The following is a 12,150-nucleotide window of genomic DNA, read 5'->3' as shown; positions in this document are numbered from 1 at the left end:
CCAACCGATAGGTAGCACATCCATGAGGGGTTTGGGTAGGCTGCCTGACTATGCGAGCGGATGCGGTACGCGGACACCTGGACGGGCTCCTGCTGTCCGTCCTGGAATCGGGCCCGCTGCACGGTTACGCGATCATCACCGCCGTCCAGGACCGCAGCAACGGAGCACTGGAACTGCGCAAGGGCACCATCTATCCAGCGTTGAACCGGTTGGAACGGCTCGGGCTGCTGCGCGGCGAATGGGAGTCGGTGGGCGAACGACGCCGGCGGCGCTACGAACTCACCGACGCCGGACGGCGCAGCCTGGCCACCGAGCGGACGGCCTGGCGGGAGTTCACGGCCGCGATCGGCGCGGTCCTGGAGTCCGCGCCGGCCCCACGGCGGGCGACATGACGACGTCCACGGCCGAGGCCGATCCCATCGAGGCTCACATCGAGGCGTTGGGGGCGGCCCTGCGCGGCCCCGACCGGGTCAAGGCCCGCCTGGTCGGAGAACTGCGCGAGGGCCTCATCGAAGCCGCGGCGGACCTTTCGCCCGAGCAGCGGCCCGACCGCCAGTCCGCCCGCCGGGCGGTGCGTCAGTTCGGCACCGTGGCCGAGATCGCGCCGAGCTTCCAGCGTGAGCTCACCATCGCTCAGGCCCGTCTGACGGCCCGCACGGTGATGTTCGCCGTCCCCTTCCTGCTCGCGCTCTGGTACCTGGTCGAGGTCTCAGGCGGTTCGACCGGTCGGCGCCTTCCCCATCTGGTCCAGTTGCTGGCGGCCCATCTGGGCGGCACAGCGGCCGCCGCCGCGCTCACGGCGGCGGCGTTCCTGGCCGCCACCGGCGCGCTCGCCCGCAGGCTCCCCACCCCCCGCCACGCGCCGCTGCTGGTCGCCTGGACGGGGACCACCGCGGCGGCCGCGCTCGCACTCAGCGCGTTCACCCTCACCATCGCCTCCGTCATGGCGACGGACTGGCCGCTGAGCGCGGTCGCGGGCGTGATCACCATCGCCTTCCACGCCAAGATCGCCGCCTCGGCACGCGCCTGCCGCCAGTGCGCCCGCCTCCCGATCACCACCCCGTGACGTCCCCGCCCGCACAACCTCCGCACGGGTGAGACCACGGCTGCCGGGCTACTCCCCTTCTTGCGGCTCCAGGATCACCAGGGGAATGTCGCGCTCGGACTTCTCCTGGTAGGTGTCGTACAGCGAGAAATTCGACGCCATTATCCGCCAGAGCGGTGGCTTCTCATCCGGTGTCGCGGTCCGGGCGCGCACGGCGAACTCGTCCGGTCCGACCTGGACGGTCACGTCCGGGTCGGCGGTGAGGTTGAGGTACCAGGCGGGGTGCTGGTGCGCTCCGCCGTTGGACGCGACCAGCAGGTAGCGGCCGTTGTCCTCGCCGTAGAACAAGGCGGTGCGGCGCAGCAGGCCCGACTTACGGCCGCGAGTGGTGAGCAGCAGCGAACGGTGGCCCTGGTAGAAGTGTCCTTCCCTTCCCTCGCTCTCGACGTATTTCCGAATGTGGTCGGCGACCCAGCCGGTGGGGCTGTCGAAGACCTCTTGGCCACGGTGCGTTGTCATTGCTCCTCCTAGGCTGCTGGATCAACAGCCTAGGAGGCGGGTTGTTTCACGGGTGCCACGCTCGCTCAGCGCGGGCACTGCTTCCACGCGAAGTGGTAGGTGGTGGGGAACTCGGCGAGATCTTCCATCGCCAGGACGCTGGTCTTGGACGAGTCCGAGCCGCCCGAGTCCACGCTCAGTTGGGTCATGGGCGGGCCGGGAACCGATCCGTTGAAGCCGTCAGGGCGGACGGGACGAGAACGGTGCCCAGAACCGTGATAGCCGTGCGTTTGAAGTGCACCATGGGGGTCTCCGCGATGCTGGTTCAGCAGCTCTTCCACGCTAGGTGGACGGTGTTCGAGGCCGCTGGGTCTGCGGTGGTGCCCATTGCCATGAAGGTGGGTTGCCCCGCGTCGACCCTTAGCTCGCTGTCGAGGTAAAGCAGGCGGTCCTCGCCGCAGGGCTTGAAGACCAAGTTGGGCTCCGAGACCACGGTGTCCACGCTCCAGTGCTTGACGTTGGGGCCGGTCTCCAGGTGGTTCAACGGCTCACTCGGCGTCATGCCCTCGATGGAGTGCCACGCTCTGAGCAAGCCTCTGGCTCCGGCCGCCTGCTCCGCGTAGCCGCGATAGTTGACCCCGGCGACCGCGTACGTGAAGCCTGGCGGAATGTGCGCTTGCAGGACGACCTGGCATTTCTTCACCCAGTCGGCCGAGGTGGAGCCTCCGCCGCCCCATGCCTGGTAGGTCCCATACCGGACGGTGAACTCGGACGCGGACTCCGGCACCGTCAACGATTGCAGGTCGCAGCCCTGGCCGTTCACGCCCGCCACGGTGAACGTCACGCCGGAGGGTGGCGGATCCGCCGAGACGGGCGGCGCCATGAGGGCGGACGACGCGACGACGACACCGAATACCGCAATCGCCTTACGTTTCACATGCGCCATGGAAATCTCCGGAATAGGGCGGCCGATAAAGGCAAGGCGAACGAGGCGAGCCCTCACTTTGGACAGGTCTTCCATGCGAAGTGATAGGTCGTCTTGATCGAGCCGTCGGTGCTGTCCAGGGCTATGACGTTGACCTTGGACGGGTCCGAGCTGCCCCTCTCCACCCTGAGTTCGCTGTCGAGGTAAAGACCGCGACTGTCGCCGCAGGGCCGGTAGGCTACCCAGTCGGGCGGAATCTCATCGACCACCGTCCAGTTGTTGGAATAGGGGCCTTTCAGGTCGAGAATCCGCGGTTCCGGGGGGTCGATCACGCCCTTGAAGAAGATGTTCGCTCTCATTAAGCCCTTGGCTCCGGCCGCCAGCTCGGCGGAGCCGCGGTAGTCGACCCTGTTGATCCCGAAGGTGTAGTCGCTCGGAACGAGTATCCGCAGCAGGATCGAGCATCTTTTCCGGTCGGTCCAGGGCAAATGGCCGCCGGCAGCGACATAGAAGTCGCTGTAGGTGATGGTGAAAGCGTTGCGGTCGTCACTCAAAGCCAGCTCGTGCTCTTCGCAGGATTCCGGGCCGGACACGTCCGCCGTCTCGATGGTCACCCCACGCGGCGGTGGCGGGGCCGCGTAAGCCGCCGGAGCCCCAAGCGCGGACAAGACGGCAGCGGTGCCGAATAACGCGATCGCCTTACGTTTCATGGCGTGCTCATTTCGGGCAGGTCTTCCATGCGAAGTGATAGGTCGCCTTGAGCGAGCCGTCGGCGCCGTCCATCGACATGACGCTGACCTTGGACGGGTCCGAGCTGCCCGAGTCCACCGCGAGTTCGCTGTGGAGGAAGAGACTGCGGATCTCGCCACAGGGCTGGTAGACCACCTGGTCGGGAAGGGTCTCGTCGGCCGCCGTCCAGTTACCGGAGTAAGGGCCGTTGAGCGCGAGGATGTCCCTCACCGGCAGGTCGGCCCGGTCCGGGAAGTAGGACCGCGCTTTCAACGTGCCGGTGGCCCCGGCCGCGAGATCGGCGGAACCGCGATAGTCGGTCCTCTCGAGCCCGTAGGTGTAGCCGCTCGGCGGGTGTATCCGCAGCGCGGTCACGCATCTCATCCAGCGTCCGGCGGAAGGCGAACCGCCACCGGCGCGAGCCTGGTAGCGCGAGTAGGTGACGGTGAAAGCGGTGGCGTCGGCGCCCAACGCGTACCCGGAAAGCTGGCAGCCCATCGGGCCGACCAGGTTCGCTATCTCGAAGGTCACCCCGCCTGGCGGCGGCGGGCCCGCGGGGGCCGCGGAAGCCGCCGGAGCCGTGAGTGCGGACACGGCGACAACGGCGCCGAAAAGCGCGATAGCCCTACGTTCGGCATGCGTCATAAGAGGTCTCCGAAATGGCGTCCCCGGCCCGGCGGGGACGGCTCGTTCGCTACGGGCATGTCTTCCACACGACGTGATAGATGGACTTGACCGAACCGTCGGGGCTGTCCATGGAGATGAAGCTGGTCTTGGACGGGTCCGAGTTGCCCAGGTCCACCGCGAGTTCGTTGTCGAGCAGAAGACTGCGTTCTTCACCGCATGGTTTGTAGACCACCTGTTCAGGCGGGACCTGGGCGACCGCCTGCCAGTTGCTGGAATAAGGGCCCTTGAGCGAGAGAGTGGGCTGCGGCCATTGCGAGCTCATGCCCTGGAAGTAGACTCGGGCTTTCACCGTGCCTTGGACGTCGGTCTGCAGGTGGGCGGAGCCGCGGTAGTCGATCCTCTCGAACCCGTAGGTGTAGGTGCTCGGAACGTGTATCCGCAGGTTGAGCTGACACCTCTTCAGACGGTCGGCCGGAGCCGAATCGCCACCGGCGACGGCCTCAAGGCCCGAGTAGGTGACGGAGAAGGCGGTGAGCGGATCGGCCACCGCCACGGCGGGCGGCGGGCAGGATTTCGGGTTGGACACGTTCGCTATCTCGATCGTCACCCCGCCCGGTGGCGGCGGGCTCGCGGAGGCCGCGGGAACCGCGAGCGCGGACGTGGCGACAACGGCACCGAAAAGCGCGATCGCCTTGCGTTTGGCAGGCGCCATGGGAGTCTCCGGAATCGAGGTGGCGGGAAAGCCGCACCGACCTCCTCCGCGCACACCGGCGGCCTTTTCCGTCAGCGCCGGTGACCGTGACGGTCGGAACGTGAGCAGTGATCTTGTCCGGTTCACCGCGAGAGTAAAGCCGTCCCGAAAAGGTGTCAACGGCCACTTTTCCATTCGGCCCCACCCGGACAAAGCGAAGGGCCGCCGCCCCGCGGATGCGGGGGCGGCGGCCCTTTGCTCGTCGTGCGTTACCGGTTGTACTGGCCGAAGTCGTACTCCTCCAGCGGGACGGCCTCGCCGGAGCCCTGCCCGAAGGCGTACTCGGCGCCGTCGTCGTAGGAGCCGACGGAGTACACCGCCGCCTTCGCCTCCTCGGTCGGCTCGACCCGGACGTTGCGGTACTGCGGCATGCCGGTACCGGCCGGGATGAGCTTACCGATGATGACGTTCTCCTTGAGGCCGAGCAGCGGGTCGCTCTTGGCGTGCATCGCGGCCTCGGTGAGAACCCGGGTCGTCTCCTGGAAGGACGCCGCCGACAGCCACGACTCCGTCGCGAGCGACGCCTTCGTGATGCCCATCAGGACCGGGCGGCCCGCGGCGGGCACCCCGCCCTCGGCGACGACGTTCCGGTTCGTCTCCTCGAAGATCGGACGCTCGACCAGGTCGCCCGGCAGCAGCTCGGTGTCACCCGACTCGAGGATGTTCACCCGCTTGAGCATCTGGCGGACGATGATCTCGATGTGCTTGTCGTGGATCGACACGCCCTGCGACCGGTACACCTCCTGGACCTCCTGGACGAGGTGCAGCTGCACCGCGCGGGGGCCGAGGATGCGCAGCACCTCGTGCGGGTTGATCGCACCCGCGATGAGCTGCTGGCCGACGCCCACGGACTCGCCCTCCTTGACCAGGAGGCGGGACCGCATCGGGATCGGGTAGGCGATCTCGTCGGAGCCGTCGTCCGGGACGATGACGACCTTGCGGGCCTTCTCCGTCTCGTCGATCTTGACGCGGCCGGCGACCTCGCTGATCGGGGCCACACCCTTCGGGATGCGGGCCTCGAACAGCTCCTGGACACGCGGCAGACCGTGCGTGATGTCGCCGCCCGCCACACCGCCGGTGTGGAAGGTGCGCATCGTGAGCTGCGTGCCCGGCTCGCCGATCGACTGCGCGGCGATGATGCCGACGGCCTCGCCGACGTCCACCCGCTTGCCGGTGGCCAGCGAGCGGCCGTAGCAGGCGGCGCAGACGCCGATCTTGGCCTCGCAGACCAGGGCGCTGCGGGTGCGGACCTTCTCCACCCCCGCCTCGACCAGGCGGGACACGACCGAGTCGGACAGGTCGGTGTCGGCCGGGAAGATGACCGTCCCGTCGACGACGACGTCCTCGGCGATCGTGCGGCCGATCAGGCTGGTCTCCGAGGTGGCCAGCTTGACCAGGGTGCCGTCGGCCAGGTGCTCGCCGACCTCGAACGGGATCGTGCGGTCGGTGCCGCAGTCCTCCTCGCGGACGATGACGTCCTGCGCGACGTCCACCAGGCGCCGGGTCAGGTAACCCGAGTCGGCGGTGCGCAGCGCGGTGTCGGCGAGGCCCTTGCGGGCGCCGTGCGTCGAGATGAAGTACTCGACGACCGACAGGCCCTCGCGGAACGACGACTTGATCGGACGCGGGATCGTCTCGCCCTTCGGGTTGGAGACGAGGCCGCGCATGCCGGCGATCTGGCGGAGCTGGAGCGGGTTGCCGCGGGCGCCCGACTGGATCATCATCCAGATCGGGTTGGCCTTCGGGAACGCCTTCTCCATGTCGACCGCGACGTCCGCGGTCGCCTGGTTCCAGATCTCGATGAGCTCCTGCTTGCGCTCGTCGTCGGTGATCAGGCCGCGGTTGAACTCCCGCTGCACCTTCTCCGCGCGCTGCTCGTAGCCGCCCAGGATGTCCTGCTTGTTGGGCGGCGTGATGACGTCGGCGATCGCGATCGTCACACCGGACCTGGTCGCCCAGTGGAACCCGGTGCTCTTCAGCGCGTCGAGCGCGTTGGCGACGGCGACCTTCGGGTACGTCTCCGCCAGCTCGTTGACGATCGCCGAGAGCCGCTTCTTGCCGATCTCGTCGTCCACGAACGGGAAGTCGTCCGGCAGCGTCTCGTTGAAGATGGCGCGGCCGAGCGTCGTCTCCAGCCGGTACGGCTGGCCGGGCTCGTAGCCCTCCGGCGCGATCCAGTCGCGCGGCGGCGGGACGTCCTTGAGCCGGATCTGGATCTTCGCCTGGAGGTCCAGCTCGTTCCGGTCGTAGGCCATGATGGCCTCGCCAATCGAGCCGAACGCGCGGCCCTCGCCCTCGGCGCCGTCCTTCTGCGTGGTCAGCCAGTAGAGGCCGATCACCATGTCCTGGGTGGGCATGGTGACGGGCTTGCCGTCCGACGGCTTCAGGATGTTGTTCGTCGACAGCATCAGGATGCGCGCCTCGGCCTGCGCCTCGGCGGACAGCGGCAGGTGCACGGCCATCTGGTCGCCGTCGAAGTCGGCGTTGAACGCCGTGCAGACGAGCGGGTGGATCTGGATGGCCTTGCCCTCGACCAGCTGCGGCTCGAACGCCTGGATGCCGAGCCGGTGCAGGGTCGGCGCCCGGTTCAGCAGGACGGGGTGCTCGGTGATGACCTCTTCCAGCACGTCCCAGACGACCGGGCGGGCCCGCTCGACCATCCGCTTGGCGGACTTGATGTTCTGCGCGTGGTTGAGGTCGACCAGCCGCTTCATCACGAACGGCTTGAACAGCTCCAGCGCCATCTGCTTCGGCAGGCCGCACTGGTGCAGCTTGAGCTGCGGGCCGACGACGATGACCGAACGGCCCGAGTAGTCGACGCGCTTGCCGAGCAGGTTCTGCCGGAACCGGCCCTGCTTGCCCTTGAGCATGTCGGACAGCGACTTCAGCGGACGGTTGCCCGGCCCGGTGACCGGGCGGCCGCGGCGGCCGTTGTCGAACAGCGCGTCGACGGCCTCCTGCAGCATCCGCTTCTCGTTGTTGACGATGATCTCGGGCGCGCCGAGGTCGAGCAGCCGCTTGAGGCGGTTGTTCCGGTTGATGACGCGCCGGTACAGGTCGTTCAGGTCGGACGTGGCGAACCGGCCGCCGTCGAGCTGCACCATGGGGCGCAGGTCCGGCGGGATGACCGGGATGCAGTCCAGCACCATGCCGAGCGGGCTGTTGCGGGTGTTGAGGAACGCGGACACGACCTTCAGCCGCTTGAGCGCGCGGGCCTTCTTCTGGCCCTTGCCCGTGCGGATGATGTCGCGCAGCTTCTCGGCCTCGGCTTCGAGGTCGAAGTTCTGGAGCCGGGCCTGGATGGCCGCGGCGCCCATGCCGCCCTCGAAGTACTTGCCGAAGCGGTCGCGCATCTCGCGGTAGAGCAGCTCGTCGCCCTCAAGGTCCTGGACCTTGAGGTTCTTGAAGCGGCTCCACACTTCGTCCAGCCGGTCGAGCTCGCGCTGCGCGCGGTCGCGGAGCTGCTTCATCTCGCGCTCCGCGCCGTCGCGCACCTTGCGCTTCTGGTCGGCCTTCGCGCCGGCCTCCTCCAGCTCCCCGAGGTCGCCCTCGAGCTTCTGCTGGCGGGCCTCGACCTGCGCGTCGCGGGCCTGCTCGATCTGCTGGCGCTCCACGGAGATGTGAGCCTCCAGCGTCGGCAGGTCGCGGTCGCGCCGCTCGGCGTCCACGCTGGTGATCATGTAGGCCGCGAAGTAGATGATCTTTTCGAGATCCTTCGGGGCCAGGTCCAGCAGGTAGCCGAGCCGGGACGGGACGCCCTTGAAGTACCAGATGTGCGTGACCGGCGCGGCCAGCTCGATGTGGCCCATCCGCTCACGGCGCACCTTGGCGCGGGTCACCTCGACGCCGCAGCGCTCACAGATGATGCCCTTGAACCGGACGCGCTTGTACTTGCCGCAGTAGCACTCCCAGTCGCGGGTCGGACCGAAGATCTTCTCGCAGAAGAGCCCGTCCTTCTCCGGCTTCAGGGTGCGGTAGTTGATCGTCTCCGGCTTCTTGACCTCGCCATGCGACCACTGGCGGATGTCGTCAGCGGTCGCCAGGCCGATGCGTAGCTCGTCGAAGAAGTTGACGTCAAGCAACAGATTTCCCCTTGAGTTGATCAGACCTCTTCGACACTGCTCGGCTCACGCCGGGACAGGTCGATGCCGAGCTCCTCCGCCGCGCGGAAGACGTCCTCGTCGGTGTCGCGCATCTCGATGGACATGCCGTCGCTCGACAGGACCTCGACGTTGAGGCAGAGCGACTGCATCTCCTTGATGAGCACCTTGAAGGACTCGGGAATGCCGGGCTCGGGGATGTTCTCGCCCTTGACGATGGCCTCGTACACCTTCACGCGGCCGAGGACGTCGTCGGACTTGATGGTCAGGAGCTCCTGCAGGGCATAGGCGGCGCCGTACGCCTCCAGCGCCCACACCTCCATCTCACCGAAGCGCTGGCCGCCGAACTGCGCCTTACCGCCGAGCGGCTGCTGGGTGATCATGGAGTACGGACCGGTCGAGCGGGCGTGGATCTTGTCGTCGACCAGGTGCAGCAGCTTGAGGATGTAGATGTAGCCGACCGAGATCGGGTCGCGGTAGGGCTCGCCGGTCCGGCCGTCGAACATCCTGGCCTTGCCGCCGGGACCGACCATGCGCTGGCCGTCGCGGTTCGGCAGGGTGCTCTCGATCAGGCCGGTGACGTCGTCCTCGCGGGCGCCGTCGAACACCGGCGTGGCGGTGTTCGTCCACGGCGGGGCCTCGGACGCGCCGATCTCGTGCAGGGCGCGCTTCCACTCCGCGTCGTCGCCCTCGACCTTCCAGCCGCGGGACGCGACCCAGCCGAGGTGCGTCTCCAGGACCTGGCCGACGTTCATCCGGCCCGGCACGCCGAGCGGGTTGAGGACGATGTCGACCGGGGTGCCGTCCTCAAGGAACGGCATGTCCTCGACGGGGAGGACCTTGGAGATGACGCCCTTGTTGCCGTGCCGTCCGGCCAGCTTGTCGCCGTCGGTGATCTTGCGCTTCTGGGCGACGTACACCCGGACCAGCTCGTTCACGCCGGGCGGGAGCTCGTCGCCCTCGTCGCGGGAGAACACCCGGACGCCGATGACCTTGCCCTGCTCGCCGTGCGGCACCTTCAGCGACGTGTCGCGGACCTCGCGGGCCTTCTCGCCGAAGATCGCGCGGAGCAGCCGCTCCTCCGGGGTGAGCTCGGTCTCGCCCTTGGGCGTGACCTTGCCGACGAGGATGTCGCCGGGGACGACGTCCGCGCCGATCCGGATGATCCCGCGCTCGTCGAGGTCGGCGAGGACCTCCTCGGAGACGTTCGGGATGTCGCGGGTGATCTCCTCGGGGCCGAGCTTGGTGTCGCGGGCGTCGACCTCGTGCTCCTCGATGTGGATCGAGGAGAGGACGTCGTCCTGCACCAGGCGCTGGCTGAGGATGATGGCGTCCTCGTAGTTGTGGCCCTCCCACGGCATGAACGCCACGAGGAGGTTCTTGCCGAGCGCCATCTCGCCGTTGTCGGTGCACGGGCCGTCGGCGATGACCTGGCCGAGCTCGACCCGCTGGCCCTCGTCGACGATCGGCTTCTGGTTGAAGCAGGTGCCCTGGTTCGACCGCTTGAACTTGGAGACGCGGTAGGTCGTCCTGGTGCCGTCGTCGTTCATGACGGTCACGTAGTCGGCGGAGACCTCTTCGACGACGCCGGCCTTCTCGGCCGTGATGACGTCGCCCGCGTCGGTCGCGGCGCGGTACTCCATGCCGGTGCCGACCAGCGGCGCCTCGCTGCGCAGCAGCGGGACGGACTGGCGCTGCATGTTGGAGCCCATCAGCGCGCGGTTCGCGTCGTCGTGCTCCAGGAACGGGATCATCGCGGTGGCGACCGAGGTCATCTGCCGGGCCGAGACGTCCATGTACTGGACCTCGCGGGCCGGGACGAGCTCGACCTCGCCGCCCTTGCGGCGGACCAGGATCCGGTCGTCGACGAAGGTGCCGTCGTCGTTCAGCAGGGAGTTGGCCTGCGCGATGACGTAGCGGTCCTCCTCGTCGGCGGTGAGGTAGTCGATGTCCTCCTGGACGACGCCGTCGGTGACCCGGCGGTACGGGGTCTCGACGAACCCGAACGGGTTGACCCGGCCGAACGCGGCGAGCGAGCCGATCAGGCCGATGTTCGGGCCTTCCGGCGTCTCGATCGGGCACATGCGGCCGTAGTGCGACGGGTGGACGTCGCGGACCTCCATGCCCGCCCGCTCACGGGACAGACCGCCCGGACCCAGCGCGTTCAGGCGGCGCTTGTGCGTCAGCCCGGCCAGCGGGTTGGTCTGGTCCATGAACTGGGAGAGCTGGCTGGTGCCGAAGAACTCCTTGATGGAGGCGACGACCGGCCGGATGTTGATCAGGGTCTGCGGCGTGATGGCCTCGACGTCCTGGGTGGTCATCCGCTCGCGGACGACCCGCTCCATCCGGGCGAGGCCGAGCCTGACCTGGTTCTGGATCAGCTCGCCGACCGTGCGCAGCCGCCGGTTGCCGAAGTGGTCGATGTCGTCGACCTCGATCGGCACGGCGACGTCGCCGATCGTGGCCTCCTCCTCACCGGCGTGCAGCCGGACGAGGTACTCGATCGTCGCGACGATGTCGTCCTCGGTGAGGGTGCCCTGGCGCATGTCCAGGTCGAGGCCGAGCTTCTTGTTGATCTTGTAGCGGCCGACCTTGGCGACGTCGTAGCGCTTCGGGTTGAAGTACAGGTTCTCCAGGAGCGTCTGCGCGGACTCGCGCGTCGGCGGCTCACCCGGACGCAGCTTGCGGTAGATGTCGAGCAGGGCGTCGTCCTGGCCGGAGGTGTGGTCCTTCTCCAGGGTGACGTTGATCGACTCGTACGAGCCGAAGCGCTCGCGGATGCGCGCCTCGTCCCAGCCGAGCGCCTTGAGCAGCACGGTGACGGGCTGCTTGCGCTTGCGGTCGATGCGCACGCCGACGTTGTCGCGCTTGTCGATCTCGAATTCGAGCCAGGCGCCGCGGCTCGGGATGACCCGGCAGCCGTAGATGTCCTTGTCGGACGCCTTGTCGAGGGCGCGGTCGAAGTACACGCCGGGCGACCGGGTGAGCTGCGAGACGACCACGCGCTCGGTGCCGTTGATGATGAAGGTGCCCTTCGGGGTCATGAGCGGGAAGTCGCCCATGAACACCGTCTGGCTCTTGATCTCGCCGGTGGTGTTGTTGATGAACTCCGCCGTGACGAACAGCGGGGCGGAGTACGTCATGTCCTTGTCCTTGCACTCCTCGACGGAGTACTTGGGCGGCTCGAACCGGTGGTCGCGGAACGAGAGGGACATGGTTCCGGAGAAGTCCTCGATGGGACTGATCTCCTCGAAGATCTCTTCAAGCCCCGACTGGGTCGGGACGCTCTTACTTCCGGCCTTCTGGGCCGCCTCGACCCGGGCCTTCCACCTCTCGTTGCCCAGCAGCCAGTCGACGGAGTTGGTCTGCAGTGCAAGGAGGTCCGGGACTTCGAGCGGCTCCTTGATGCGCGCGAAGGAGACGCGGTTCGGACCGGTTGCGGTATTCGAGGCGTTGCGCGAGGCTGCCAAGAGTG

The 12,150-nt window shown here is 67.8% G+C and carries 10 protein-coding genes; 2 read left to right on the top strand and 8 right to left on the bottom strand.

The window, feature by feature from the left end; all coding sequences use genetic code 11:
* Positions 1-50 precede the first annotated feature (50 nt).
* Together FXF68_RS25925 and FXF68_RS25920 are read left to right on the top strand one after the other, a co-directional pair.
* Complete coding sequence (locus tag FXF68_RS25925) at positions 51-392, top strand: helix-turn-helix transcriptional regulator (protein WP_148763535.1); 342 nt, start codon at positions 51-53, stop codon at positions 390-392.
* Complete coding sequence (locus tag FXF68_RS25920; RefSeq protein ID WP_148763533.1) at positions 389-1,066, top strand: permease prefix domain 1-containing protein; 678 nt, start codon at positions 389-391, stop codon at positions 1,064-1,066. The genes FXF68_RS25925 and FXF68_RS25920 overlap by 4 nt, the downstream gene beginning before the upstream one ends.
* Before the next feature lie 48 nt (positions 1,067-1,114).
* Here FXF68_RS25920 and FXF68_RS25915 read toward each other — a convergent pair whose 3' ends face one another.
* The 8 genes from FXF68_RS25915 to rpoB form a co-directional block, all read right to left on the bottom strand.
* The gene (locus tag FXF68_RS25915; protein ID WP_148763531.1) at positions 1,115-1,564 is read right to left on the bottom strand and encodes a nitroreductase family deazaflavin-dependent oxidoreductase; all 450 of its coding nucleotides are present in this window, start codon (positions 1,562-1,564) and stop codon (positions 1,115-1,117) included.
* Positions 1,565-1,629: 65 nt separating this feature from the next.
* Positions 1,630-1,752, bottom strand: coding sequence for a hypothetical protein (locus tag FXF68_RS44530; protein WP_281292231.1), 123 nt, complete (start codon positions 1,750-1,752; stop codon positions 1,630-1,632).
* A 116-nt stretch (positions 1,753-1,868) separates the two neighbouring features.
* A complete protein-coding gene (locus tag FXF68_RS25910; protein ID WP_148763529.1) occupies positions 1,869-2,564 on the bottom strand; it encodes a DUF4360 domain-containing protein in 696 nt (231 codons plus the stop codon).
* A complete protein-coding gene (locus FXF68_RS25905) occupies positions 2,543-3,178 on the bottom strand; it encodes a DUF4360 domain-containing protein (RefSeq protein ID WP_148763527.1) in 636 nt (211 codons plus the stop codon). Before FXF68_RS25905 ends, FXF68_RS25910 begins: the two co-directional genes overlap by 22 nt.
* Positions 3,179-3,185: 7 nt before the next feature.
* Positions 3,186-3,728 carry a DUF4360 domain-containing protein gene (locus FXF68_RS25900; RefSeq protein ID WP_187438114.1) on the bottom strand — a complete coding sequence of 181 codons (543 nt, stop codon included), beginning with the start codon at positions 3,726-3,728 and terminating at the stop codon, positions 3,186-3,188.
* Positions 3,729-3,891: 163 nt separating this feature from the next.
* Positions 3,892-4,536, bottom strand: a complete 645-nt coding sequence (locus FXF68_RS25895; RefSeq protein WP_187438113.1) for a DUF4360 domain-containing protein — start codon at positions 4,534-4,536, stop codon at positions 3,892-3,894.
* Between the two features lie 248 nt (positions 4,537-4,784).
* Positions 4,785-8,657, bottom strand: coding sequence for a DNA-directed RNA polymerase subunit beta' (locus FXF68_RS25890; RefSeq protein WP_148763520.1), 3,873 nt, complete (start codon positions 8,655-8,657; stop codon positions 4,785-4,787).
* Between the two features lie 20 nt (positions 8,658-8,677).
* Entirely contained in the window at positions 8,678-12,145 is a 3,468-nt protein-coding gene (gene rpoB, locus FXF68_RS25885) for a DNA-directed RNA polymerase subunit beta (protein WP_148763519.1), read from the bottom strand.
* Between the last annotated feature and the right edge of the window lie 5 nt (positions 12,146-12,150).

Source organism: Actinomadura decatromicini, from assembly GCF_008121305.1.
GTDB classification, from domain to species: Bacteria; Actinomycetota; Actinomycetes; order Streptosporangiales; family Streptosporangiaceae; genus Spirillospora; species Spirillospora syzygii.
Note: the sequence above shows the minus strand (reverse complement) of the source record. Positions and strands in the feature narration are given on the sequence as shown.

What these genes read in the sequence shown, in the direction of transcription:
- FXF68_RS25925 (WP_148763535.1), top strand. Translation starts at nt 51, where the DNA reads ATGCGAGCGGATGCGGTACGCGGACACCTGGACGGGCTCCTGCTGTCC.
- FXF68_RS25920 (WP_148763533.1), top strand. Translation starts at nt 389, where the DNA reads ATGACGACGTCCACGGCCGAGGCCGATCCCATCGAGGCTCACATCGAG.
- FXF68_RS25915 (WP_148763531.1), bottom strand. Translation starts at nt 1,564, where the DNA reads ATGACAACGCACCGTGGCCAAGAGGTCTTCGACAGCCCCACCGGCTGG.
- FXF68_RS44530 (WP_281292231.1), bottom strand. Translation starts at nt 1,752, where the DNA reads ATGACCCAACTGAGCGTGGACTCGGGCGGCTCGGACTCGTCCAAGACC.
- FXF68_RS25910 (WP_148763529.1), bottom strand. Translation starts at nt 2,564, where the DNA reads ATGGAAGACCTGTCCAAAGTGAGGGCTCGCCTCGTTCGCCTTGCCTTT.
- FXF68_RS25905 (WP_148763527.1), bottom strand. Translation starts at nt 3,178, where the DNA reads ATGAAACGTAAGGCGATCGCGTTATTCGGCACCGCTGCCGTCTTGTCC.
- FXF68_RS25895 (WP_187438113.1), bottom strand. Translation starts at nt 4,536, where the DNA reads ATGGCGCCTGCCAAACGCAAGGCGATCGCGCTTTTCGGTGCCGTTGTC.